Source organism: Massilia sp. YIM B02769 (assembly GCF_030411995.1).
In the GTDB taxonomy this organism is placed as follows: Bacteria; Pseudomonadota; Gammaproteobacteria; order Burkholderiales; family Burkholderiaceae_D; genus Telluria.
The window spans coordinates 22,557-47,366 of sequence record NZ_JASNRC010000018.1; the positions used below are offsets into that span (position 1 = coordinate 22,557).

At 65.3% G+C, this 24,810-nt stretch carries 14 protein-coding genes; 11 read left to right on the forward strand and 3 right to left on the reverse strand.

Features of this window, described 5'->3' with window-relative positions; all coding sequences use genetic code 11:
• Window positions 1–31: 31 nt before the first annotated feature.
• The 7 genes from QPK31_RS23730 to QPK31_RS23760 all read left to right on the forward strand — a co-directional run bounded on the left by QPK31_RS23730 (window position 32) and on the right by QPK31_RS23760 (window position 17,256).
• Window positions 32–955, forward strand: a complete 924-nt coding sequence (locus tag QPK31_RS23730; protein ID WP_290425361.1) for an NAD(P)-dependent oxidoreductase — start codon at window positions 32–34, stop codon at window positions 953–955.
• Window positions 956–1,111: 156 nt separating this feature from the next.
• On the forward strand, window positions 1,112–2,098 hold the full coding sequence (gene dusA / locus QPK31_RS23735; protein ID WP_290425362.1) for a tRNA dihydrouridine(20/20a) synthase DusA: 987 nt from the start codon (window positions 1,112–1,114) through the stop codon (window positions 2,096–2,098).
• Between the two features lie 299 nt (window positions 2,099–2,397).
• Window positions 2,398–4,128, forward strand: coding sequence for a ShlB/FhaC/HecB family hemolysin secretion/activation protein (locus QPK31_RS23740; protein ID WP_290425363.1), 1,731 nt, complete (start codon window positions 2,398–2,400; stop codon window positions 4,126–4,128).
• Window positions 4,125–13,946, forward strand: coding sequence for a hemagglutinin repeat-containing protein (locus QPK31_RS23745; RefSeq protein WP_290425364.1), 9,822 nt, complete (start codon window positions 4,125–4,127; stop codon window positions 13,944–13,946). Before QPK31_RS23740 ends, QPK31_RS23745 begins: the two co-directional genes overlap by 4 nt.
• 483 nt (window positions 13,947–14,429) lie before the next feature.
• A complete protein-coding gene (locus tag QPK31_RS23750; RefSeq protein WP_290425365.1) occupies window positions 14,430–16,202 on the forward strand; it encodes a methyl-accepting chemotaxis protein in 1,773 nt (590 codons plus the stop codon).
• A gap of 81 nt (window positions 16,203–16,283) precedes the next feature.
• Window positions 16,284–16,628 carry an energy transducer TonB gene (locus QPK31_RS23755; RefSeq protein WP_290425366.1) on the forward strand — a complete coding sequence of 115 codons (345 nt, stop codon included), beginning with the start codon at window positions 16,284–16,286 and terminating at the stop codon, window positions 16,626–16,628.
• A 223-nt stretch (window positions 16,629–16,851) separates the two neighbouring features.
• Window positions 16,852–17,256: a hypothetical protein gene (locus QPK31_RS23760; RefSeq protein ID WP_290425367.1), complete on the forward strand. Its 405-nt coding sequence runs from the start codon at window positions 16,852–16,854 to the stop codon at window positions 17,254–17,256.
• A 78-nt stretch (window positions 17,257–17,334) separates the two neighbouring features.
• Here the strand turns inward: QPK31_RS23760 and QPK31_RS23765 are convergent, their stop codons facing one another.
• From QPK31_RS23765 to QPK31_RS23775, 3 genes are all read right to left on the reverse strand, one after another.
• Window positions 17,335–18,126, reverse strand: coding sequence for a PH domain-containing protein (locus QPK31_RS23765; protein ID WP_290425368.1), 792 nt, complete (start codon window positions 18,124–18,126; stop codon window positions 17,335–17,337).
• A gap of 442 nt (window positions 18,127–18,568) precedes the next feature.
• A complete protein-coding gene (locus QPK31_RS23770; protein WP_290425369.1) occupies window positions 18,569–18,943 on the reverse strand; it encodes a hypothetical protein in 375 nt (124 codons plus the stop codon).
• A gap of 392 nt (window positions 18,944–19,335) precedes the next feature.
• Window positions 19,336–19,848, reverse strand: coding sequence for a hypothetical protein (locus QPK31_RS23775; RefSeq protein WP_290425370.1), 513 nt, complete (start codon window positions 19,846–19,848; stop codon window positions 19,336–19,338).
• A gap of 376 nt (window positions 19,849–20,224) precedes the next feature.
• Here QPK31_RS23775 and QPK31_RS23780 point away from each other — a divergent pair, with 376 nt between their 5' ends.
• From QPK31_RS23780 to mobF, 4 genes are read left to right on the forward strand one after another with little or no spacing between them, the layout of a single operon-like run.
• Complete coding sequence (locus QPK31_RS23780; RefSeq protein ID WP_290425371.1) at window positions 20,225–20,581, forward strand: hypothetical protein; 357 nt, start codon at window positions 20,225–20,227, stop codon at window positions 20,579–20,581.
• The gene (locus QPK31_RS23785; RefSeq protein ID WP_290425372.1) at window positions 20,578–20,913 is read left to right on the forward strand and encodes a hypothetical protein; all 336 of its coding nucleotides are present in this window, start codon (window positions 20,578–20,580) and stop codon (window positions 20,911–20,913) included. The genes QPK31_RS23780 and QPK31_RS23785 overlap by 4 nt, the downstream gene beginning before the upstream one ends.
• Entirely contained in the window at window positions 20,910–22,184 is a 1,275-nt protein-coding gene (locus QPK31_RS23790) for a type IV secretion system DNA-binding domain-containing protein (RefSeq protein ID WP_290425373.1), read from the forward strand. Before QPK31_RS23785 ends, QPK31_RS23790 begins: the two co-directional genes overlap by 4 nt.
• Window positions 22,178–24,808 (forward strand): MobF family relaxase, encoded by a 2,631-nt coding sequence (gene mobF / locus QPK31_RS23795; RefSeq protein WP_290425374.1) that lies wholly within the window; start codon window positions 22,178–22,180, stop codon window positions 24,806–24,808. Before QPK31_RS23790 ends, mobF begins: the two co-directional genes overlap by 7 nt.
• Window positions 24,809–24,810: the final 2 nt, after the last annotated feature.

A 24,810-nucleotide genomic window follows, 5' to 3' on the forward strand; every position in this document is an offset into this window, starting at 1 on the left:
CGCCTCGACCGCTGTGCGGATGCCGATTGCCATGACTAGGCGGCGCGCACTCGTCACCGGCGCCTCGGGCTATGTCGGCTCGCAGCTGGCGCGGCGCCTCGTGTCCGAGGGATGGGACGTGCACGTATTGGTGCGCCCCGGTTCCGACCTGGCGCCGCTGGCCGACGTGCGCGCCGCACTGACGGTGCACGTGTTCGACGGCGCCACGGCGGCGCTGGTGGAACGCGTGCGCGAGGCGGCGCCGGACGCCGTGTTCCACCTGGCCGCCGCCTTCCTGGCCCAGCATCGGCCGGAAGACGTTGCCACCCTGGTGCAGGCCAACCTGCTGTTTTCCACGCAGCTGCTCGAAGCCATGGCGGCGAACGACGTGCGCCTGCTGGTGAACACCGGCACCGCCTGGCAGCATTTCGGCAACCGCGACTACGATCCGGTGAACCTGTACGCGGCCACCAAGCAGGCGTTCGAGGCAATCCTGGCGTACTACGTCAACGCCCACGGCCTGGCCGCCGCCACGCTACTGCTGTTCGACACCTATGGGCCGCGCGACCCGCGCCCGAAGCTGGTCAAGGCGCTGTGGAACGCGGCCAGGGACGGCATCCGGCTGTCCATGACGTCCGGCGAACAGCTGCTCGACATGGTCTACATCGACGATGTGCTCGACGCCTTCCTGGCGGCCGAACAGGCGCTGCGCGGGGCAGGTTCGGTGCAGCTGCGTTACGGCGTATCGTCGGGCGCGCCCCTGGACCTGAAGGCGCTGGTGGCGGCGTTCGAGGCCGCGACCGGCCTGTGCGTGGACGTGGGGTGGGGCGAGCGCCCGGGGCGGCCGCGCGACGTGACGACGCCGTGGACCGGCTTCGTGCCGCCACCCGGGTGGCAGGCGCGTGTCGGCCTGGAAGAGGGGCTGCGCCGCAGCGGCGAGGCCGATGGGCTGCTGCGGCCACGGGACGGCACCTGACCCCGGCTGTTGCGGCTGTTGCCTCGGTTGCCTCGGTTGCCTCCGTTGCCTCCGTTGCTTGAGCCGCGCGCCCGGCTCCGGTAGAATGCGCCCCTTGCCCATCTTTTCTACGCGCTTCGCTCCTCCCCGGCAGCATCCAGGGCGCGCTTCAACCGCATGACCTATCGCCCCCGCACCCTCAGTGTCGCCCCCATGATGGACTGGACCGACCGCCACTGCCGCGTCTTCCACCGCCAGATCACCAAACACACCTGGCTCTACACCGAGATGGTGACCACCGGCGCCCTGGTCTACGGCGACGTCGAGCGCCACCTGCGCTATGACGACGTCGAGCATCCGATCGCCCTGCAGCTGGGCGGCAGCGAGCCGGCCGACCTGGCGAAGAGCGCGAAGCTGGGCCAGGAGTGGGGCTACGACGAGATCAACCTGAACTGCGGCTGCCCGTCCGAGCGCGTGCAGAAGGGCGCCTTCGGCGCCTGCCTGATGAACGAGCCGCAGCTGGTGGCCGACTGCGTGAAGGCGATGCGCGACGCGGTGACGATCGACGTGACCGTGAAGCACCGCATCGGCATCGACAAGAACGAGGAATATGGTTTCGTGCGCGATTTCGTCGGCACGATCGCCGATGCCGGCTGCCGCACCTTCATCGTCCACGCCCGCAATGCCATCCTGAAGGGCCTGTCGCCGAAGGAGAATCGCGAGATCCCGCCGCTGCGCTACGAAGTGGCGTATCAATTGAAACGCGACTTCCCGGAACTGGAAATCCTGATCAATGGCGGCATCAAGACCAACGACGAGATCGCGCTGCACCTGCAGCACGTGGACGGCGTGATGCTCGGCCGCGAGGCTTACCACAATCCCTACCTGATGGCGGAATGGGATGCACGCTTCTACGGCGACGACGCGCCGGCGAAAACCCGCGCCGAGGTGCTGGCCGCGATGGTACCCTACATCGCCGACCAGCTGGCGCGCTACGGCCAGTACGGCCTGAAGCTGAACAGCATCACGCGCCACATGCTCGGCCTGACTGCCGGCCTGCCGGGTGCGCGCGCCTTCCGCCAGATGCTGTCGGACCCGAAGAAGCTGGCCACGGCCAATCCGGAACTCCTGCTCGAAGCGGCAGCCGGGATTCGCCAGCTGTAATCCAGGCCCGCTTAAATTGCACGACATGTGACATTCCGGTTCCGGAATGTTACTGGCTGTCGTTTTTATTCCTCATACATAAATTATCTTGGAATAAACACTTCGGGATATTTTTATTGTAATTATTTACTGATAGTATCCCGCTGCATCCTCCGAGAATCACGTTTCCCGTCTGCTGATACCAGGTGTTACAAGGCCGCTTTTGTCCTGTGGATAAGCGGAAAGCCCCCTTGCATCCTGCTGTTTTGCACGCGCTGCGTGGCGCCGGCCGTTCCCCGTTTATTTATCCAACCCTGCCCATGCCGCTTTCCGCTTCGACCATGCGCCGCACCGCCGCCGCGCTTGCCGCCCTGTTAACCTGCTCGACGAACGCCTTTGCCCAGAGCGCCGCCGAGTTGTCCGAAGCGAGCCGCAATGCCAGCCGCATCCAGCGCGAGCAGGACGAGCGCCAGCGCGCCGAGCTGCAGCAGTCGCTCGACAACAGCCGCCGTCCGCTGCAGATCGACGTTCCCGCGCAGCCCACCGCGCCGAGCCGGCCCGGTTCCGGCTGCGTGAACGTGCGCGCCCTGCGCATCGACGCCGCGCCCCACTTGTCCGACGACACGCGCGCCCGGGTCGGCACGGCCTATACCGGACGCTGCCTCGGCATCGACGATATCCAGCAGCTGCTGTCCGACATCGTGGCCGACTACATCGCGCGCGGCCGGATCGGCGCGCGCGCCTACATCCGCGAGCAGGATGCCTCGACCGGCACCCTGGCGGTGCTGGTGGTCGAAGGCCGGCTCGAAGGCATCGTCCTCGAGGATGGCGGCAAGAACAGCATCCTGCTGGACTGGGCTTTCCCCGGCCTGGCCGGCAAGCCGCTGAACCTGCGCGACCTCGAGATGGGCCTGGAGCAGATCAACCGCCTGCCGTCGAACAACGCGACCCTGGAACTGCTGCCCGGCCAGGAAGCCGGCGGCAGCATCGTCTCGATCAAGAACACGCCGGCACGCCGCTGGCGCGTGACCGCCTCGGCCGACAACCAGGGCGGCGAAAGCACCGGGCGCAAGCAGGCGAGTGTCAGCCTGGGCCTGGACAATCCCTTCGGCCTGAACGACTTCCTGAACCTCACCTACCGCCGCGCGATCCCGACCGACTACGCGCGCGCCGGCTCGGTGTCGAAGAGCCTGGCCTACGTGGTCCCCTACGGCTACAACACCTTCACCTTCGGCATCAACGATTCGCTGTACGTGAGCACCCTGAACACCGCCGGCGGCCAGCAGCTGCGCTCGAACGGCGACAGCGACAGCCGCTTCGTGCAGGTCGAACGCGTGGTCTACCGCGACCAGACCAGCCGCGCCACGCTCGGCACGACCCTCACGCGCAAGGACGCGGACAACTACCTGGCCGAGCAGTTCCTGGCCACCAGCAGCCGTACGCTGTCGGTCTGGGACATCGATGCCAGCCTGCAGCGGCAGTGGCTGGGCGGCGTGGTGTCGCTGCAGCTGGGCTTCTCGCGCGGGCTGCACAAGTTCGGCGCGCTGGACGACGCGCCCGGCCTGCCGGGCAATGCGCCGCACGCCCAGTTCCGCAAGCTGCGCTACGGCGCCTCGTACTTCCTGCCGCTGGCGCTGAAGGGGATCGACCTGAACCTGAGCAGCAGCCTAAATGGCCAGCGCGGCATCGACATGCTGTACGGCTCGGAACAGGTGCTGGTCGGCGGTATCTACAGCGTGCGCGGCTTTGTCGACACTACCATCAGCGGCGACACCGGTTTCGTGCTGCGCAACGACCTGTCCACGCGGATTCCCTTCAGCGTGGGCGCGCGCCCGGCGCTGCTGCGGCCCTACCTCGGCATCGACTATGGCCGCGTCAAGCGCCGCGGTCCCGACAGCCAGGCCGGCTACCTGAGCGGCGGCGCCCTCGGCGTGAGCGTCAGTAGCGGCGACCTGTTCTTCGACGTCTTCAATGCCTGGCCGCTCGGCATGACCGAAGGGCTGCGGCGCGAAAGCAGCCGCCTCTACCTGCAGCTGCGCGCCACGCTGTGAACACCACCCGAACCATCGACCAGAACACCAGGCCGCAGCCCGAGCGCTGCGCCACCCTTGCCGGACCCGCGGAGAACGCCACCATGAAACCAGCCCACGTCAATCGACTGCCACACCACACCCTACGCCTGCGCCCGCTGGCCTTCGCCCTGTTCGGCGCCTCGCTGTGCGCCTTCCCCGGTATGGCCGGTGCCCAGGTGGTCGTCGCCGGCGGGAACACCAAGGTGTACCAGGCGCCGAACGGCGTGCAGGTGGTCGACATTGCCACCGCCAACAACGCCGGTGTGTCGCACAACGTCTTCACCGAGTTCAACGTCGCGCGCAACGGCATGGTGCTGAACAACGGCGACAGTTCGCAGATGACGCGCCAGTCGCAGCTGGCCGGCCAGGTATCGGCCAACCTGAACCTGAACAACAGCGCCAGGATCATCCTGAACGAAGTCACGGGCGCCAGCCGCAGCACGCTGGCCGGGCACATGGAGGTGCTGGGCAGCGCCGCCGAGGTGGTCATCGCCAACCCCTACGGCATCACCTGCGATGGCTGCGGCTTCATCAACACGCCGCGCGCGACCTTGAGCACCGGCGTGCCGGTGTTCGACGCCGAGGGCCGCATGACCGGGCTGCGCGTGGGCCGCGGCGATATCGTGGTGTCGGGCACGGGCCTGAACGGCACCGGCCTTGATTACCTCGACCTGGTGGCGCGCTCGATCCGCATCGACGGCCAGGTCAACGCGGGCGACCTGACGCTGGCCGCCGGCGCCAACCACTGGGATTACGCCAGCCGCAGCGCTAGCGCCAGCGGCGCCGACACGGCCGCGCCGGCGCTCGGCATCGATTCGAGCGCGCTGGGCGGCATGTACGCCAACCGCATCCGCCTGATGGCGACCGAGGAAGGCGTGGGCGTGCGCCTGCTGGGCGACGCCGCCGCCAGCGCCGCCGAACTGGCAATCGACGCCAGGGGCCAGATCACCCTGCAAGGGCGCCTCAGTGCCCAGGCCGGCGATATCGCGGTGAACGCCAGGGGGCAGGGCGGCGGCATTGCGGTAAGTGGCCGCAACGCGTCGATCAGCGCCGCAGGCGACGTGGCGCTCAAGGCTGCCGGCGCCGACATCGTGCTGGAAGAGGCCAGCCTGCGCGCCGGGCGCGACTTGAACGTCAACGCGGGCGGCGCCTTGCGCGACGCTGCCAGCGCCGGGAATACCGAGGCGCTGCGCCATGCGGGCGGCGACCTGTCGCTGACGGCGGCGGGCAAGGCCACGATCGCCGGCAGCACCTGGGGCGCGGATGGCGCGCTCGGCATGCGAACGGATGCGCTGCAGGTCGGCGCGGCAGCTATCTACAGCGGCAAGGAACTGACGCTCGCCACCACGAACGGCAGCCTGCAACTCGATGCGACGCGCGTCACGGCGCACGGTGCGCTGGCGCTGGATGCCGGGCAGGGCGCGCTCGGCCTGGACGCAAGCACGCGCGTTACCGGCGCGGAGGCGATCGCGCTCGACGGCGCGGCCGTCACCAACGCCGGCTCGGTGATCGGCGAAGAGGGCGTCGCGCTGCATGCGTCCAGCCTGAGCAACAGCGGCCTGCTGCAGGCGGCGGCCGGACTGGCCGTCGAGGCGCGCGGCCAGGTCGTCAACAGCGGCAGCCTGCTGGCGGGCGGTACGCTCGGCCTGCGGGCCGCTTCGCTCGACAACCGCGGCGTGGCCCAGGCCGGCGCCGGCCTCGCGGCCGCGGTCGACACGGACCTCATCAACAGCGGCAAGCTGCTGGCGACAAACGACATGACCCTCAGCGGCCGGCATGCCGGTTTCGCGCTGGACAACCACGGCCTGGTCCAGGCCGGCGGCGCGCTGGACATCGGCGACGCCGCCCACCGCGCGCGTTTGAACAATGGCGTAACCGGCACCATCGCGGCCGGCCTGGATACGCTGGTGCTGGAATCGCTGGTCAACGCGGGCATCCTCCAGGCCGGCGAAGGCCTGCTGCTGACGGCATCCGGCGACGTGACGAATACCGCCTCGGGCCTGGTGCTGACGCGCGGCCAGGCCGGCGCGGCATTGTCCATCGACGCCGATGGCGCGTTGCGCAACCACGGCGCCCTGCAATCGGACGGCAATCTCGATCTGACTGCCGACGGCGTCCTGGTGAATACGGGCACCGTGGTGACCCAGGCCCGTGCCGACGGCGGCGCCGATGGCAACATCGCGCTGCACGGCGCCAGCATCGACAACAGCGGCGCCATTGGCGCCGCCGGCAAGCTCGATATGGTGGCGCGTGCCACGCTGACGAATACCGGCACCGCGCAGGCGGGCGGACCCCTTGTCGCCACGGTCGGCACGGTGCTGACCAACGGCGCCAAAGGCAAGCTGCTATCGCTGGCCGATGTGACGATCGCCGGCAGCGGCGCGGCCTTCACCCTCACCAACAACAACCGCATCCAGGCCGGCGGCACGCTGGTCATCGGCGGCGTCTCCGGCCGCGCGGACCTGACCAACACGGGCGACGCCATCCTGTCGGGCAGCGCGGCCACGCTGGCGCTCGGCGTGTTCGGCAACGACGGCCTGGTGGCCGCTACCGCCGCCGGCGGCAGCTTCGGCATCGACGCCGCCAGCATCACGAACGCCGGCACGATCGAGTCCAGCGGCAGCCTGGCGCTGGACAGCGCGGCAAAGCTGAACAACAGCGGCCGCATCGTCACCTTGGCTAGGGCGGACGAAGGCGCAGACGGCGCATTGGCGCTGAATGCGCAGACCCTCGTCAACAGCGGCACCATCGCCGCCGCCGGCGACGCGGCGGTGGCAGCACAGGAGGTCACCAACAGCGGCACCCTGCAAGGAATCGACTATCTTGGCCTGACGCTTGACAAGAAGCTGGACAACAGCGGCAAGCTGCTCGCCGGCGGCGCACTGCGCATCGACGGCACGGCTGCCGCATTCGACCTCGGCAACAGTGGCCGCATCCAGTCCGGCGCCGGCCTGACGGTCGGCAGTGCCGGCCATCGCGCCAACATCGAGAACCACAGCGGCGGACTGATGCTGGGCGCAGCCGCCACCATCACCGCGGGCACGCTCGACAACGCCGGCACGCTGCAATCGGGCGGCGCGTTGACGGTCGATGCCGAGGGCGACCTCGACATCCGCGCGGGAGGACAGGTCCTGACCCAGGGCGGCGCCCTGACGCTGAGCTCGCGGGGCAAGATCGGGAGCGCCGGGGCGCTGCAATCATCGAACGGCCTGGCGCTCGCCGCTGGCGGCGCGCTGGTCAACAGCGGCAGCGCACGCAGCCTGGACGGCACGCTCGCGGCCAGCGGTGCGAGTGTGAATAACAGCGGCTTCATGCATAGCGCGGGCAACCTGCGCATCGGCACCGGCACTGGCCTGGACAATAGCGGCACCCTGGCCGCGACCGGCGGCCTGGCGGTGGACAGCGGCGCGCAGGCCTTCACGCTCGACAACAAGGGGCGCCTGCAGGCCGGCGGCTTGCTGGAACTGGGCAGCGTTGGCCACCTGGCCCAGCTGACCAACGCGGCGAACGCCGTGATCCTGGGCCAGCAGGCCCGCCTGCGCCTGGATACATTGAACAACAGCGGCGTGGTGCAGGGCGGCGACTGGCTCGACATCGGCGTCGGCACGACCTTCGTCAACGCGGCCGGCGCCACGCTCCGGGTAACCGGCAGCGGCGAATTGACCCTGCAGGGCGGCAGCGCCATCGAGAACCACGGCAGCGTGATCGGCGCGGGTACGGTCCGGGCGAATGCCGCCGGCAAGCTGACCAACAGCGGCAACATGCAGGGCAATGCGGGCCTGGCGCTGACTGCGGGCGGCATCGACAACAGCGGCAAGCTGCTGAGCGGCGCCGCGCTGACGCTGGCCAATACCCAGGGCGACCAGGACCTGAAGAACAGCGGCCGCATCCAGGCCGGCACCGGCCTGACGGTGGGCGGCCCGCTGGCCTTTGCCCGCATCGACAACACGGAAAGCGGCATCATCGTCGGCGGCGCTCTCGACCTGGATGGCGGCGCCTTGACGAACGCCGGCCTGGTGCAGGGCGACAGCCTGGACATCGACGTGACCGGTAAGCTGGAAAACACCGCCGACGCCAAGCTGCTGGCGGTCGGCGGCGCCGGCGCCACGCTGGCGCTCGATGGCGCCATTGTGGACAACAAGGGCCTGGTGCAATCGAACGGCAACCTGGCGCTGACCGGCGCCAGCGTCGCCAACATGGGCAAGCTGGTCACGGTGGCGGCGCTTGACAAGGGCGCCGCTGGCGGCACGCTGACCGTCACCAGCAGCGGGGCGGGCAAGAAGTTCGAAAACCAGGGCGAGATCGCCTCGAACGGCGCGCTGACGATCAATGTGGCAGCCGCGGCCAGCAACAGCGCGGCCGGCAAGATTACCGGACGCGGCAACGTCGCGCTCCAGCTCCAAGGTGATCTGGACAACGACGGACGCATCGCCGCAGGCGGCGACCTGGACGTGCAGACCGGACTCAGCCTCTTCAAACTCGACAACGACGGCGACATCGAGAGCGGCGGCGCGCTGGCCATCGGCCGCGTCGGCGGCCTGGTCAACCTCGACAACAACAACAGCATCGTCGGCGGGAACGTGACCATCACCGCCAACGCGCTGCACAACAAGGTCGCGCAGGCGAAGATCCTGACCACGATCGGTGGCGGCGGTACGCTCACGCTGTCGAGCATAAGCAGTACCTGGAACGCCGGCGCCCTGCATGCCGACGGCGCGCTGAACCTGACGGCGATGGACATCACCAATACCGCCAGCGGCGGTATCTCGGCACGCGGGGGCATGGTGCTGGGTGCGACGCAGGGCAACCTGGTGAACCAGGGCTGGGTGTTCGGCACCGGCTCCGCCAGGCTGACCACCTTGGGCGGGGCAATCAACAACGACGATACGGGCAACATCGAGGTCATGGGCGACCTGAGCTTCCGTACCTTGGGACTGAATGGGGGACTCGGCGGCAACAACGGCAGCGTGTCGAACTATAACAACGTCCACACGCAGGGCAACCTGAGCATCGAAACCGGCGCCTTCCTGAACCAGTCCGGCAAGGAGCTGCCGACGATCCAGCGGGGCGAGCTGAAGGAAATCGGCCTGACCCAGGTGATCGACAGCGGCAACTTCAACTGCAACAAGGTCACCGGCAACAATTGCGCGCACAGCCGCGCATGGCGCATGGACTTCTACGCCGACCAGACTTATTCCTTCACGCCCAAGGCGAAAGCGCAGCTGCTGGCCGACGGCAACATCAAGCTCACCTACTGGGACTCGGGCGCGAACAAGCTGGCGCTGATCTCCGGACGCGACGTGAGCATCTCGAAAAAAGGCGTCGCCGGCGCTTTTGTCAACGCCGACATGCTGTTGCAGCGCGAGTACCTGTCGCGCCTGGTGTGGATCCGGGCCGATGACGACGAGGTATGGTTCCCTACGAGCGAAGCAGCCTACAACGATCTTCCCACCTACTACGGTACGGAGGAGGCGCCGCGGACCTGGCACAACCAGTGCAACGATGACTGGTGGGGTTGCAGCGATGCCGACAACAATCCCTATACCTGGCTCAGGAGCGGGATGAATTACCTGAAGCTGACGGGCAGCGCCGCACTGGAAGGCCGTCCCGCCTACAACGCCGGCATCTACGCCAGCGGCACGTTCACGGCCGACGCCCCGATCACGCTGATCAGCAAAAGGCCGACGCCCCTGGCGGCGGACAGCGACAAGCCGAAGGGCGAAGGCAGCGCCGCGGGGGTCGATGCCGCCACGGCCGACAAGAGCCACGATCGCGACGGCCTGGCCGGGATCGACAAGGCCGATGCCGACGACAGAACGCCCGACGGCGCCGAAGTCCGCAGCAAGGACGGCCTGGCCGCCCAGGCGGGCAGCGGCGCCGCCAAGCCAGGCGGCCTGACCCCGGTACTGGTGAACGGGGCTGCCAGCGGCCTGACCACGGTGGTCGGCGCCAACGGCGTGCCGTTCACCGGCCCGAACCTGGCCCTGCCGACCAGCCCGAACGGCCTGTACGTGCCGGCCGCGCCGAACAACACCCAGTACCTGGTCGAGACCAATCCGCTGTTCGTGAGCGGCAGCGCGTTCGGCTCGAACTACCTGGCGCAGCGCCTCGGCTTCGATACCGAGACCGTGCAGAAGCGCCTGGGCGACGCCAACTACGAAGCGAAGCTGGTGCGCGACCAGCTGGTGGCGCAGACGAATAACTACCTGCTCGGCGGCTACACGCGTGAAGCGGACCAGATGAAGGCCCTGCTCGACAACGCGGCCAGCCAGAGCGCCGCGCTCGGGCTGAGCTTCGGCACGGCGCTGAGCGCCGAGCAGGCCGGCAAGCTGACCGAGGACATGGTGTGGATGGTCGAGACCTCGGTCAACGGCCAGAAGGTGCTGGCGCCGGTGGTCTACCTGTCGGCGGCGACCCGCGCGGCGGTGCTGAACGGCAGCGTGATCTCGGCGCGCGACGTGCGCATCGAAGGCGATACGCTGGTCAACCAGGGCGGCACGATCGTGGCCAGCAACGACCTGACGGTCAAGACCAGGGGCGACATCACCAACACCGGCGGCACCATCCGCGCCAACACGGTGGCGCTCACCTCGACCGAAGGCAGCATCGTCAACGAAACGGCGGCAGTCTTCCGCGGCGACGATACCTATGGCCGCACCACGATCGGCCCCACCGGTACCATCGAGGCCAGGGACAGCCTGGCGCTCGACGCGGCGCGCGACGTGCGCGTGATCGGCGCCAACCTGGCCGCCGGCGGCAACGCCACGATCAAGGCCGGCAACGACGTCGTGTTCGACACCATCGAGGACAAGCGCGCCGACACCGTCGCCGGCTCGACCGGCGACGGCCGCAACGGCACGGTCTGGTCGCGTAACGAAGTCGACGTGAAGCAGATCGGCGCCAGCGTGAGCAGCGGCGGCAACCTGAGCATCACGAGCGGCAACGACGTGACCGTGGCCGGCAGCACCGTGAAGGCCGACGGCAAGGTCGGTATCGACGCGGGCCGCGACCTGAAGATCGTCGACCGCCAGGACCTGAACAAGGTCACCGATATGAAAAAGGAGATCAGCAGCGGCTTCACTGCCAAGGGTGGCGCGGTCGGCTACGCCAAGACCGACACCAGCGAGACCACGAAGACCACGACCGGCACCAGTGTCGCCTCGGCCATCACCAGCGGCGGCGACACCAGCCTCTCGGCCGGCAAGACGCTGACCGTGCGCGGCTCGGACGTTGCGGCGGGCGGCGACCTGGCGGTGCATGCCACCGATGTCAAGCTGCTGGCAGGCCAGGATACCTACGAGCAGACGATCGACAAGAAGACGACCACGACCGGCGTGTCGGTCGGCGTCGACCTGGCAATGGTCAAGAGCATCGGCGACCTGGCCAGCGGCGGCACGTCGGTGGCCGAGGTGGCCCGCGCGGCGGCGGATGTGGCGGGTAACCAAGGCGTTTCGCTCAGCCTGACCCACAGCACCACCAGCACCCACTCGCAGGAATCGAACAGCACGGCGCGCGTGTCGTCGCTGACCTCCGGCGGCAAGACCAGCGTCACGGCCGGGAACAACGCGATGTTCGAGGGCACGCGCGTGGTGGCGGGCGGCGACATCGACGTCAAGGCAAACACCATCGATATCCTGGAAGCGCGCAACAAGTCCAGCTACAACGTGCAGAGCGAAACCACGGGCCTGAACGTCTCGGTGTCGGCCGATCCCATGGCAATGACGCGCAAGGCCGTGGCCGAGAACCTGTACTCGGGCGGCGGCGAAGGCGTCAAGCTGGCAACCGTCGAGAACACCCAGCGCGACCTGAAGAGCAACAGCGACAAGAGCACCGTGGCCAGCTTCACTTCGGGCGGCAGCATCACGCGCGAAGCGACCGACGTGCTGACCGAGCGTGGTGCGCAGTTCACCGCGGCCGGCGATCTGGTCCAGAGGGGCAAGGAGATCAACCAGCTCGCCGCCATCGATACCAGCAACCACGAGGAAACCGTCACCGTCAACAAGGGCTCGATCGGCGTCAGCGTCGACTTCGAGACCACCAAGGCCTTCAACGACCTCAAGGGCGGTAAACCGGGCAGCGCGGCTGGCCTGCTCGGCGGGCCGACGATCGGCATGGATGCCAACTACACGCGCACCAGCGACACAACGAGCACCCAGACCACGGCCGCCCAGGCCGGTAACCTGGTGGCCGGCGGCAAGATCATCACCGAGTCGAGCGGCGCGACGCGCATGGAAGGCACGCGCCTGTCCAGCGGCGGCGATACCAGCATCACGGCCGGCAGCCTGCAGGTCGATGCCGCGCGCAATACCACGACCAGCACCAGCAACGGCAGCAAGATCAACGTCGATGCGCGCGTGGAGCTGGGCGTGACCGGCGATGTGGGCGCCAAGCTAGGCGCCGGCTATACCAGCACCAATGGTTCGAACATGGGCAGCCAGGCCGTGACCGGCAGCATCGCAGCGGGCGGCAACCTCACCATCAAGACGACCGGCGACGCCCGCTTCGAGGGGACGCAACTGGCGGCGGCGAAGGACGCCAGCATCGACGCCGGCGGCCGGGTCGACATGGTATCGGCGGACAGCACCGCCTCGACATCGGCGTCGACCCGCGCCGTGAGCGCCGAGGTCAACGCCAGCAAGGGTTCGGGCGGCGCCAAGAAGGGCGCCAGCGTTAACGTCAAGGTGGAGGACGAATCGACCGGCAGCACGACGGCGCAGGTGGGCAGCATTCAGGCCGGCAACAACCTGACGATCAAGGCGAAGAACGACCTGACCCTGGTCGGCACCACGGTGGGCGCCGGCAACGACGTCACCCTGGGTAGCGACGCCAACGTCAACTTGCTAGCGGCAAAGAGCAGCACCGATTCCGACAGCACCAAAGTCGACGCCGGCCTATCGGGCTCGCGTACGGCCAAGGCGCAAAGCGTCACCGCCAAGGCGGGCGTCGGGGTGTCGGATGCGAGCACGACGACGGAAAAGGGTTCCGACCTCGTTGCCGGTAACAAGCTCGTGATCAATTCGGGCGGCAAGACCGACATGCAGGGCACCCAGGTCGATGCCGGCCAGAGCGCGGAGATCAACGCCACGGGCGGCCTGACGACGCGCGATGCGGTCAGCACCAGCAGCCAGCATGGCGTGCAAGTGGATGCCTATGTGCAGGTGGCGGGCAAGCGCAGCGCGGAGGAACCGACCAGCCGTCCGCGTTCCGGCGCGGTGGACGAGTCGCAGCCGACGCGCGCCCGTGCCGATGCCGTCGATGCCCCGGCGACGCGCGAACGCGGCACCACCGTGACCGAAGCGCCGGAGCAGACGTCCACCTGGACCAAGGTCAAGGAAGGTGCGGTGAAGGTGAAGGACGGCGCTGTTTCGGCGAAGAACACGGCCAAGGACCTCAAGAGCACCACGTCCTTGCCATTGGCGTGGGCCAGCAAGACCGACGAGTCGGATAGCCAGTCGACCGCGGTGGCCATCCGCACCGGCGACGCCGCCGACACCGGCCGCCTGGCGCAGCCGGTCAACCTGATGGCCCTGCCGGCCGTGAAATCGGCGGTGCAGCTGAACGCCGCCCTGGTTGCTCCGCTGGCGCAGTACGGTTCGCAGGCCGCGATTCCCGATACGGTCAAGCGCGCTGTCCTGCAGCAGGCCGGCGTGGCCATCCCGCCGGGCGCCGACCTGAACGCGCTGCTGAAGCAGACGCAGAGCGCGGGCAAGGACGCCGCCATCCAGGGGCTGTCGACATCGAACCTGAACGCCGAGCAGCATGCGGCGGCCCTGAAGCAACTCGGCCTGGGCAACTGAGCGCGTAGCAAGCCGGTAGCTGGACAGCGGCGCCTTCGGGCGCCGTTTTTTTTACGCAGGCGGATAAGCGTCACCGTTTTGACGCCAAGTGAACAGGGAAGAAAATGCCGTTCCTTAAGTTTCCCTATGGCTATACATCATTCTTTAAGGGAATGGGCGTGATGTGAGTAGCAAGAATTTGCCGGTTTTTTTCATCAGATGTAGGAAATTTGCTACAAGGAAATGAACATTTGTGTAGACAGCTCAAGACCAAGCTTGCTCTAGGGCAAGACCCCATCCATAATTTCGCTCATCAAAGAGATTTGCTGAGGAAACGTTCCAGTCCCGCGGACGTTTTTGCAGATGCAGATTTTTTTCCTGTTTTAACGCCCAACTTTGATTTATCCTGACGGAAATACTTTCCGTAATGGAAGTTGGTTGGACAGGACTTCAGGCGGACACCCCAACAGGCAAATCTGGACAAGACAGAATAGGGAAGGCGAAATGAATTTATCGAACATGAAGGTCGGTATGCGCTTGGGGCTGGGGTTCGCCCTGGTGCTGGTGTTGCTGGTGGCGGTGACCGTGGTCGGCGTGCTGCGCATGGCCCAGATCCAGGACCGCCTCGATCACGTGGTTAGCGTGAACAATGTCTCGAGCCGCATGGTCATCGAGATGCGCAACAACGTGCAGGACCGCCTGGCATCGCTGCGCGTGCTGACCCTGATGGCCGACCCTGCCGACATGGAGCCGGAACTCAAGAAGTTCAAGGAACAGACCGCCAAGTACAACGAAGCCCAGACCAAGGTCAGCCAGATCTTCGCGACCGACGGCAGCGACGCCGAGAAGGCCCTGCTGGCCGAAGTCAAGCAGCACGAAGCCGCCGCCCTGCCGGCGATCGCCAAGGCCTCGGAACTCTACCTGGCCAACAACGCCATGGACGCGACCCGCGTGATGGTCAAGGAAGTGCGTCCGGTCCAGAAGAAGTGGACCGAAGCACTGGACAAGCTGGTGTCGCTGGAAGACAAGCAAAGCGCGCAGAGCCAGGCCGACGCCGCCGCCGCTTTCGTCAACGCCCGTAACTTCATGGTCATCATGCTGGTCGTCGCCGTCGTCATGGGCGTGGCCGCTGCCTGGTTCATCACCCGCGGCCTGATCAGGCAGCTGGGCGGCGAGCCTGACTACACCACCAGGATTGCCGGCAGCATCGCCCATGGCGACCTGGCCATCGACATCGACACCAGCACCGCCCAGAAAGGCAGCCTGCTGTCGGAAATGAACGAAATGCGCAACAGCCTGGTCAAGATCGTCGGCCAGGTACGCCGCGGCACCGAGACCATCGGCACCGCCTCGCGTGAAATCGCCGCCGGCAACATCGACCTGTCCTCGCGTACCGAACTGCAGGCCAGCTCGCTGGAAAAAACCGCCTCGGCCATGGAAACCCTGACCACCACCGTGCGCCAGAACGCCGAGCACGCTCGTGAAGCGAACCAGCTGGCAGCCAGCGCCTCCGACGTGGCCCGCAAGGGCGGCGACGTGGTGTCGCAAGTGGTCGGCACCATGGGCGAGATCAACAGCTCGGCCAGCAAGATCGCCGACATCATCGGCGTGATCGACGGCATCGCCTTCCAGACCAACATCCTGGCGCTGAACGCGGCAGTCGAGGCAGCCCGTGCCGGCGAACAAGGCCGCGGCTTCGCGGTCGTGGCATCCGAAGTGCGTAACCTGGCCCAGCGTTCGGCTGCGGCGGCAAAAGAGATCAAGACCCTGATCGGCGACTCGGTGGAAAAAGTCGAGCGCGGCAGCAAGCTGGTCGGCCAGGCCGGCGTGACGATGGACGAAGTGGTGGCGAGCGTGAAACGCGTGACCGACATCATGGGCGAGATCGCCAACGCCAGCGCCGAGCAGAGCGCCGGCATCGAGCAGGTGAACATGTCGATCATCGAGATGGACAGCATGACCCAGCAAAATGCTGCGCTGGTGGAAGAAGCGGCCGCCGCGGCCCAGAGCCTGCAGGACCAGGCCGGCGAGCTGGCGCGCGTGGTCAGCATCTTCAAGCTGATCGAAGGCGAAGAGGGCGCGGCACCGGCCCCGGTGGCGGCGCCTGTCGCCAGCGTGCCTGCGGTGCGCGCTCCGGCCGCCCGCACTGCACAGCCTGCACGTCCGGCGCTGAAGAAGCCGGCTGCCAAGGCAGCGGCTGCACCAGCGGCAAGCGCCACGGCCAAGCCGAAGAAGGCGCCGGTGTCCGCTGGTAACGATGAATGGGAAGAATTTTAATTTACGGCGATTCCTGCCGGGCACACTGAAAGACCGCAAGCAGCCAGCGGCACATTAACTCACTTTTTGGGAATACTAATTATGAAAAAGCCTTACCTGAGCGCAGTTGTTACCCTCGTTTTCGCCGCCTTCGCCGGCTCGGCCTTCGCTGCTGAAGTGCCAGCTTCCTTCGATCCGTCGAAGTGCAAGGTCGAATACCCGAAAGCTTCCCTGATGAACGAAGAGCAGGGCGTGACCTCGATGAGCTTCGTGGTCGGCGCCGACGGCAGCGTCATCGATTCGAAGCTGGAAAAATCGAGCGGTTTCAAAGGCCTGGACCGGGCTGCCCAGAAAGGCCTGTCGGCTTGCAAATTCAAGCCGGGCACCAAGGACGGCTCGCCGGCACAGACCACCACCAAGGTCGACTACGCCTGGAAGCTGGACTAATCTGTCCGTTAGGAATTGGTAGCGCAAACAGCCGGCTGATGCCGGCTGTTTTGTTTTCCGGCCGTGGAAAGCGGCTCCCTTGTTACAAATGGCGCGGCCGTGGTTACGCCGCTGTTACGTTCCCAGCAGGGATTGTTTCGATTGTAAGAACTTGCATCAGTACTACTGTGCGCAGGAAGCGTTGGCTATAGTGATCTCACACCGAAACAAAAGGAGCACTACCATGAAACGAATCCTCTTGACTGCAGCAGCCGTCCTGATCAGCACCGCAGCCCTCAGCCCGGCACAAGCCTACCAGCCCCATGGCCATACCGAGGTCATCATCGTGAAAAAGGCGCCGCCTGCGCCGCGCCGCGAGGCTGTGCAGGCCGCACGCCGCGGTTTCGAATGGGTGCCGGGTTACTGGAACTGGACGGGCAGCCGTTACACCTGGGTGAAGGGCCATTACGAGAAAGTGCGTCCGGGCTATGTCTACCAGCGCGCAGAATGGCGCCGTGACCGGAATGGCTGGTACCTGGAACGTGGCGGCTGGCAGCATGGCGACCGCGTGGCGCCGCGCCATGACCGCGACGGCGATGGCGTGCCGAACCGTGCGGATGCGCGTCCGAACAACCCGAATCGTTACTGATCGGCCCAGCGGGACCCGCTGAAAAAGAAAACCCGGCAATTGCCGGGTTTTTTTCGTCCTGAAGTAGAGCGGAGCGTGTCAGCGGAAGCGCGCCTTGTCCACGCGGCTGGCTTCGATCTGGCCGGCATTGCGGATCAGGTCGCGCACCGCCTCGGCATTGCGGATGCCGCTCAGCCACACGCCAGCGTACAGGTTGGCGCAGCCGAACATGCGCAGGAAGAAGGGGCTGTGGATCTGGCCCGCATTCAGCTTGTGCAGTTCGTAGGTATTGTTGATCTTGCTGAAGATGCCGGACTCGATCGTCAGGCGTTGCGAGGTCATCTTGTACTTGATGCACTTCAGGCGCAGCGCCCACATCAGGTGCGCGTAGACCTGGTACGCGAACACCAGGAAGCCTAGCCATGTGAGGATGGTGTGCCAGGACAGCTCGTCTTTCGCAGGCTGCTTTGCCGCGCTTTCCTCGGCCGCCGCTGCCTGGCTTTCCTCGGCTGCCTTCGCCTGCTTGGCGTTACGCCCGGATTTTTTCTTGGCCGGCTTTTCGGCCGGCGCCGCTTCCACTTGGGCCTGTTCGCTTGCCGGCAGGACGGGCTTCGGCGCGAAGACGGCCAGGGCGACGGTCCAGATCACGGCGATCATCACCCACTTGAGGACGCTCGACAGCATTAGCGACAGGTGCGGCTTGTCTTGCCAGACCATGGCTTCCGTGTCGTAGTCGAGCAATTGCTGTGCGACCGAGGTCACGTTGGCGTTGCCGATGTTGGCATCGGTGCGGGTTACCAGGGTGTCGATGTGCTGCAGCGGTACCGCGGCGTCGCGGTTGGCAAGCGCACCCGGGGCGGGAGTATTCACAAGGTCGATGGTCGTGGTCATAGTTGGACAGGAACGTTATTGAGACGAATGAAGTTGTCTCATGGAAATAATTGTTGAGTGATTCTACATGACTGGAATCATGGAGAAACTCACCAATTTCCACGTTTGCCCAAGATGAAGATGTTCGACACACCGCGTTCCCGGAGCAGGGAAAAGCCAGGTTTTTTTCTGCGGTCGGAAATGCAAAAAACCCGATCAGATGACCGGGCTTTTCGCTTAATTCTTGGGGTGGCTGATGGGAGACCACTGGCCACATCAAATTACCTACGTGCGCGGGGCGTCAAGGCAGTTGCTCCACGGGTCTGTGTGACGGATTGTGTTACAAAAGCAGTCCGCTTGCAATGCCCGCGGTTTCGTCCATGCCCTTGACGACGAGGTTCGTTTTCGTCGCTATCGCGTACCCTGGCCGGTCTTGCTTCCGGCCGACGGCTAAGGCGCCGGACTAGCTCCAGACAAACGCCACATGTTCCTTGTCTCTATCGTCGACGACGAAAGCACGTACGTACATGCGAAAGTTTTCAGCGACATACACTTCGGTGCGGAACACCTTGAGTGCTGAAGCGTCAACGTGATGCCGCCGAAGGTGTTCTGCCAGCCCAGCCTGGTAAGCATCCACACATTTTTGCACCCGTGGCGGGAGGTCGCGCGAATCTTCGCCGTCGGCCGGAATCCAGTTGATAATTACCTTTTCGCCGCGTCGCTCTCTGGCCACCCTGTACACGTCCTCGTAGACGAAGGCACCGTCCACGTAGTTCATTTCGCTCATGAAGGAGTGCGACCAGTTATGCGCCATCGAGCGAATCAATTTGTACTTCATCTAGCTGTGCTCCTGGCCGGCTGGAATGCCGCCGTTAGTGGTCCCGTCCATGATTGTCTAAAGCGAGTACCTTGCCAGTACCGACTACCTGCCGACCTTCCAGCACATCGAACTCGACGCCTGGGTTAAGCGCTGAATAGTCTACGTCAGGTTCGTAAATCAAAACCGCGTCCGCGCATGCAGACTCTCCCGGCGTTACCGCATCGGCCGGCCCATTACACAGCACAACGCCAAGGTACTCGCCTCCGCTGACGCGGAGATGCGGGCGGTAGACGCCCGAGCGGAGATTGGCTGCTGTCGCTCGGCCCCCGTCTGCCTCAGTTTTGAACTGAATCTGGACTCTCACGGTTTTCTGCTGCATATCGCTTTCCAACATATCGGTATCGGCGACCTCATCGGCATTGAGATTCGATGAGCTGATGGAAGTTGGGGAACTCGTGTTTGGCGGCCTCCATGACCTCATGTGCGGACCGGCCAGGGGCAGCATTCTTCCTTGCGAACTCCGCAAGCTGCGGCTGAGCTATCCGGGGCTCTTCCGGAAAAGACGCCGCTTCGCAAGGTCCCAGTCCTGCTGCAAGAAGCCAGAGATAGTCATGGAAGCTACAAGCTACCACGGCAGTTTCGCCTTCAGACCCCATGAATACAACTGGCTGTTCCAGCAAGTCGGCGTCTTGTCGAACGGTCCAGAATGCCGCGTACCCGCCCGAGCCATCTTGCCCAAACACGCGAAAGTGTGAGCCATCGGCAGCGGGGTTACCAGTCCAAGCTCGAAACCATCGTTCAGTCTCGTCAGCCGGAAGGAATTCATCAAAAGGCTCGAACTCGATGCCAGCCCCGTCTGCATAGTCATACTCCAGCCGATTTGCCTGAGCTAACAGCTCTGGAAATTGGGTTTCATCGGACATCTTTACATCTCCTCATGTTGACCGGCAGGTCTGTTCGGATTCGACTTGGTAGTCAAGCGATAAGTTGCAGTCTAACCAATGTATTGCCCGGTGCACAGTGGTCAGGACTACGTGATTTCGAGCAGATAAATGCGTGGTGCCTATACGGCTCATCCTCACTTCATTCGGAGAGCCAAATGAACCATGCGCACCTGCCAGAGCAGGACAACAGAACGATACACACCCCTGCAATCTTCGATAGCCCGGCTGAACAGCGGAAAACCCGCGCCAATACTGGCTTTCAACGGTCCACAGCCGCATTCGAGGCGGTCCACATTTGTGGTCTGACGGCCCAAAGCCCGAGTGCCAAGACCGCTTTTTCGGTGGGGGCGCAGCAATGAGCGAACGAAGCCGTTTCATCAAAGTGCGCGTCAGCGACGCCGAGTACAGGGAGCTCCGCCAGCGAGCCGATGCGCAGGGCATCACGATGTCCGAGCACGTCCGCGTAACTGTCACAGCGGTGCACAAGGCCTCGGATGTGGCCGCCGAGTTGTCGGAGCTGCGTCAGCACCTGGGCAAGGTGCCTACGCCTTCGTCGGCCTTGGTTAGTGCCGGCAGCCTGGAGCAACGCGAGATGTTGCTGTTGCTGCGTGAGCTGGCAGCTGCGCGCGATGCGCAAATCCTGAACCGAGTGCGAGCACAGCTTGCGGTTCGTCGCGCTGGCGGCATCGAGCAGCAAGGAAGTGCCGTATGAGAACGCATGACCCTTTCCTGCGCCATCTGCTTGCGTCAGTGGACCGCTGCGTCGTCTTGACCGTGCTCGCCATTGTCATGACGGCTTTGGCCTGGACCGCCGCTTGGGAGCGTGGTCTCGGTATGCCGGCGTTGGACCGCTGGCAACTCTTGGCCGGGGTGTTACTTGGCCGAGCCATGGACCGCACGGCGTTGACCATGCTGGCCCTGTGCGCTGGACTTGGCATTACCAGCGCAATGCTCGTCAGTGGGTGGATGTTCCGCCGCTGGCAGCGCCGCGCACAACTCGACGTGCTCCGCTTGCGCGGCTCACGCTGGGAGGGCGAGCAATGATGCGTGAAGCCTTGCGGCGCCTCTGTGAAACGAGCGCACAAGCCCTGAACCGCCAGCTCGTATCCGAAAGCCATCGGCTGCTGACGCTCGGCGGCCATCCTTGGCCGGTCGAGCTGGAAACCCTGCACCTGCTCATTCCGGGCACGACCGGCGCTGGGAAGTCGACGCTCATCGAAGAGTTGCTGGAGGGTGTCCGAGCGCGCGGCGAGCGCGCCATTGTCTGCGACCCGAACGGTACGTACCTGAGTCGCTTTGCACGAGATGGAGACCGGCTGCTGAATCCGTTCGACGCACGGGCCGAGGGATGGTGTGTGTTCAACGAAATCCGCGCCGATTTCGACGCTGACCGCCTCGCAGCCAGCATCGTCCCGGCTGGTCACGGGGAATCGGCACCGTGGCATCACTATGCCCAGGTACTGCTGGCCGAGGTGCTGCGTGCGCTGGTCCGCTCAGGCGAGACGACGACCGAGCGCTTGCTCCACTGGTGCACTGTTGCGCCCGTAAAGGAGCTGGGGAACCTGTTGGTGGGGACACCCACAGCGGGATTGTTCGACGAAGGCGCGGACAAGGCCTTGGCTTCTACGCGGTTCGTATTGACCGCGCATCTTTCGCCGCACCGGTTCCTGAAACCGGGTGCGTTCAGTATCCGCGCGTGGCTCGAAGCCGGCGAGGGCAGCTTGTTCATGACCTGGCGAGCCGATATGCAGGCAGCGTTGGCGCCCCTGCTCGCGAGCTGGGTGGATATCGCAACCAACGCGGTGCTGACACTGCCACCGGACCCTGCGCGGCGGATATGGCTGGTACTGGATGAGCTGGCCGCACTGGGCAAGCTCAGCGGCCTGGAAGACGGGTTGACGCTCGGCCGCAAGCACGGGTTGGCCGTGGTCGCGGGGCTCCAGAGTACAGCACAACTCGACCGCATATATGGCCGTGAGTCGGCAACCGTGCTTCGTGCGTGCTTCCGCAATTTGGCGGTATTAGCTATCGCGAAGTCGGACCCGGCGACCGCTGATGAGCTCTCGCGTGCGCTGGGCGAGCGCGAGGTGCTGCGCCAGGAAGTGAGCCGCAGCTCAGGGGCAAGTGGACAAGGAGAGTCGCAAAGTGTGCGGCGTGTACAGGAGCGCCTGGTGCTCGCCAGCGAGATTGCCAGCCTGCCGAACCTCTGCGGCTTCCTTGCCCTGGCTGGCGACCAACCGGTTCGCCAGCTGCGACTGGTGCCGCAACAGCGGGACGAGGTGACCGATGCGTTCGTAGCGGAGGACCTATGCTGACGCTTGCCAAGGTCACCCCCGCTGAATCGGCTGCCAGCTATTACGAGGAAAGTGATGACTATTATGGGGAGGGTGGTCGGGCTCCGTCTCAATGGTGGGGCACGGGAGCTGCCACCTTAGGCCTCGAAGGCGTAGTCGATGCGGAAGCCTTCAAAGCGCTCCTGGCAGGTGCGCTGCCCGATGGCGAGGCGATGCACCGGGGCGGTGATGGAGTGCGCACAGCCGGACTGGATTTGACCTTCAGCGCGCCAAAATCGGTCAGCATGCAGGCGCTTATAGGCGGAGATGAACGCTTGCTCGACGCCCATCAGGCAGCGGTCAGCGCAACGCTACGGTACGTCCAGGCCAACCTGGCGGCGTATCGCAGCACGCAGGACGGTGAAACGGTCACTGTCCATAGTGGAAATCTGGCCGTTGCCCGTTTCGAGCATGACCTGAGCAGGGATGCAGACCCTCAGGTGCATACGCACTCCGTGGTACTGAACATGACCCAGCGCGACGATGGTCAATGGCGTGCATTGGATGGCCGGCCGCTGTACGAGCATCAGAAGCTTCTAGGCGTGCTCTATCGGGCGGAGCTCGCCCGAGCGATACAGGCGCTTGGCTATCGTGTCAGGCGGACGCACCAGGACGGACGGTTCGAACTGGCACATATCACTGACCGGCAGGTTGCCGCATTCAGCACGCGCAGTCGGGCTATTGATGCTGCGTTGGCGGCGCGGGGCAAGGACCGCGCCAGTGCATCGGCAGACGAACGGGAAATAGCAGGACTAAGTACGCGGCGCAGCAAGGACCGCTCAATCGACCGTGTAGCGTTGCGTGAGGTGTGGTTGGCCAAGGCCGTCGAGCTAGGCATCGACTGGAGCGCCATGCAACCGCCACTCGTGCCACAAGCAGACTTGGCGGCTGCGGCGCGGAATGCTGTCGACTTCGCGGTAGCGCATTTGACTGAGCGAAGTGCAATCGTCCAGCGAATCGCAGTTGCGCACGCAGCGCTCGCACACGGCACTGGCACCGTCGTGCTGGACGATGTGCAGCTCGACATCGACCAGCGTCTAAGGTCGGGCGAGCTCTTGGCGCCGGCCGACGGCCGTCGAATCACCACGCCGGCAGCGCAAGCGGCAGAGCGAGAGCTCCTGGCCATCGAGGCACGCGGGCGGAGCGCTTTGACCAGGGCTATCTGGCAACCGACCCAGGGCGACTTGTTCGCTGCGGGACTCGCAGCCGTTGCATCCCGGCCGGCACTGCAAGAAAGCCTGACGGAAGGGCAGCGCCGGGCCGCAGAGCTAATCTTGACGACGCATAGCCGCATTGTCGGTGTCCAGGGACTGGCTGGCACCGGCAAGACCTCGATGCTGCGCACGGTTTCGGATAATCTCGGGCCGGAGTTTCGGGCCTTGGGATTGGCCCCTTCTGCGGCGGCGGCGCGCGAACTGGAGAAGTCTGGATTCGAGGCCATGACCATTGCCGGATTCCTCGCCAAGGGCCGGCCGCTGGACGACAGGACCATCGTCGTCGTTGACGAAGCCGGCATGGTAAGTCTGCGCGACATGCATGCACTCTTGTCCATCATTGAACAGGCTGACGCCAGAGCAGTGCTGGTCGGCGACACTGGGCAGCTAAAGGCCGTCGAGGCCGGCATCCCATTCCGCCAGCTTCAAGAGCAGGGCATGCCAACTGTCCGGATGGCGGATATCCTGCGGCAGCAGAACAAGAATCTGAGGGCTGCGGTGGTGGACGCGGCGGAGGGCCGTGTCGGGGCCTCGCTGGCGAAGCTGGCGGCGACGGTTGCCGAGGTGCCGCATGCCACGGAGCGCTACCAGAAGATTGCGCGGGACTATGCCTGTCATCTGCCGGAAGACCGCGCAAAAATGTTGGTGGTAGCAGGGACGAACCGGGCCCGCCGGTCCATCAATGAGATGGTACGCCAGCGGCTCGGACTCGCCAGTACAGGCGTTGTCGTGTCCGTCATAGAGAGCCGGGACCTGACACGGGCCCAATTGCAGAGTTCGCTGAGCTATTCGCCGGGAGACATCATCGAGGCGCAGCGTCACTATGACAGCATCGGTCTTCGGCGCGGCGATACTGCGGTAGTCGCGGAGGTAGAGCCTGGCTGCATCACCCTACGTCGGGCAAGCGGAGACCTGGTCAAGTGGCGGCCGACCGCCATGCCCCATGTCGCCGTCCATTCGCTGGAAGCGCGCGAGGTTGCCGTCGGCGACCGGCTTCGCTTCACCGCGAACGATTATCGTTGGGACATCGTCAACGGGCAAACCGGCATCGTCGCGGCTATCGACGAGTCGGCACGCGAACTTATGGTCAGGGTAGATTCCGGGCGTACGCTGAAACTGGATTTGGACCAGCCCCTGAAGCTGGACCATGCGTACTGCACGACCGTCCATGCAGCGCAAGGGCAGACCTGCGACCGTGTGTTGGTCGAGGCGGACGTCAGCAGTGCCATGGCTAACCACTCCCTCTACTACGTCGCCATCAGCCGCGCGCGCCACGGCGTGACGATTTATACCGACGACCGGGAGTTGCTACCGCAGGCGATGTCGCGCCTGGACGTCAAGCACGCTGCCCTCGACCTCGAACGCACGTCCCGTCGCGGTCTCGCTCTGTGATT

Bases quoted from the DNA above. Each gene is read 5' to 3' on its own strand.
- QPK31_RS23780 (WP_290425371.1), top strand. From the start codon at position 20,225: ATGAGCGAACGAAGCCGTTTCATCAAAGTGCGCGTCAGCGACGCCGAG.
- QPK31_RS23750 (WP_290425365.1), top strand. From the start codon at position 14,430: ATGAATTTATCGAACATGAAGGTCGGTATGCGCTTGGGGCTGGGGTTC.
- QPK31_RS23770 (WP_290425369.1), bottom strand. From the start codon at position 18,943: ATGAAGTACAAATTGATTCGCTCGATGGCGCATAACTGGTCGCACTCC.
- QPK31_RS23760 (WP_290425367.1), top strand. From the start codon at position 16,852: ATGAAACGAATCCTCTTGACTGCAGCAGCCGTCCTGATCAGCACCGCA.
- dusA (WP_290425362.1), top strand. From the start codon at position 1,112: ATGACCTATCGCCCCCGCACCCTCAGTGTCGCCCCCATGATGGACTGG.
- QPK31_RS23775 (WP_290425370.1), bottom strand. From the start codon at position 19,848: ATGTCCGATGAAACCCAATTTCCAGAGCTGTTAGCTCAGGCAAATCGG.
- QPK31_RS23755 (WP_290425366.1), top strand. From the start codon at position 16,284: ATGAAAAAGCCTTACCTGAGCGCAGTTGTTACCCTCGTTTTCGCCGCC.
- mobF (WP_290425374.1), top strand. From the start codon at position 22,178: ATGCTGACGCTTGCCAAGGTCACCCCCGCTGAATCGGCTGCCAGCTAT.
- QPK31_RS23730 (WP_290425361.1), top strand. From the start codon at position 32: ATGACTAGGCGGCGCGCACTCGTCACCGGCGCCTCGGGCTATGTCGGC.
- QPK31_RS23765 (WP_290425368.1), bottom strand. From the start codon at position 18,126: ATGACCACGACCATCGACCTTGTGAATACTCCCGCCCCGGGTGCGCTT.
- QPK31_RS23785 (WP_290425372.1), top strand. From the start codon at position 20,578: ATGAGAACGCATGACCCTTTCCTGCGCCATCTGCTTGCGTCAGTGGAC.
- QPK31_RS23790 (WP_290425373.1), top strand. From the start codon at position 20,910: ATGATGCGTGAAGCCTTGCGGCGCCTCTGTGAAACGAGCGCACAAGCC.
- QPK31_RS23740 (WP_290425363.1), top strand. From the start codon at position 2,398: ATGCCGCTTTCCGCTTCGACCATGCGCCGCACCGCCGCCGCGCTTGCC.